Source organism: Empedobacter sp. GD03797, assembly GCF_029842105.1.
Lineage (GTDB): Bacteria > Bacteroidota > Bacteroidia > Flavobacteriales > Weeksellaceae > Empedobacter > Empedobacter falsenii_C.
Map to the genome: position 1 here is coordinate 1 of NZ_JAOCFS010000070.1, position 793 is coordinate 793.

1 protein-coding gene is annotated in these 793 nt (G+C 37.6%); it reads right to left on the bottom strand.

Annotated features, from left to right (window positions below; genetic code table 11):
- Positions 1-121: 121 nt before the first annotated feature.
- The coding region (locus tag N5D90_RS17055) for a hypothetical protein (RefSeq protein ID WP_280063476.1) at positions 122-793 on the bottom strand (672 nt) is incomplete at its 5' end.

Genomic DNA, 793 nt, shown 5'->3' on the forward strand with positions numbered 1-793 from the left:
CTCAACGTACTTTGCTTCCCTTGAGCCACACGCACAATTTTTACATGCATTATTTATTCAATTAAGGTGAAACAAAAAAGAGCCTTTTCAAATCGAAAAGACTCTTTAACCAACCAACAGCTTAAAAAGCATCTTCGATTTTCAAGCAGTTTCCAGAGGCGAAAGGATAATAATTTCCGTTGACTTCTTGAAAAAATTCAATACCGATACATTGCACAACCGTAACATTGTTTGCCAAAGTTGGCGCACCTGGTAAAGCTGCCGAAATCGTACTTCCGGCATACGGAACATTTAACGGGATATAAGCCGAGTATTCAACAACATTTAATTCGTTATTAATAGCATCGTCAGGCTCATAATTTCCAGTTGTAGGATTGAACGAGAAATCCGATAAAACAGCCAATGCATTAATTAAACGAAAGTGTGTAGTACCAGCAGGTGCAGAAATCAATTCAGCAGGATTAAATGCTGCAACAATAAATTCCGCTTCGTTTCTATCAACGTTGTGTTCCACATCATAAGGCGCATTAAAAACACCATTAATCGAAAGCTTTTTATCAAACTCAAAACCAATTAAATATTGGCGTTGAGTAGAAACTTCAACTTTACGATAACCTCTGGCTTCTGTACCATCTTCTAAGTTGATTTTCTTCATAACTGAAGTTAATCGACCTGTAACTTGACTATCTGCCATTTTACTCATGACTTGAGAAAGAGCGGTACGCAACGATTTTCCAGTTCTTGCACAACCACCAAACTCATTCATATTTTCACGAGTACGTTCAAACTCAGG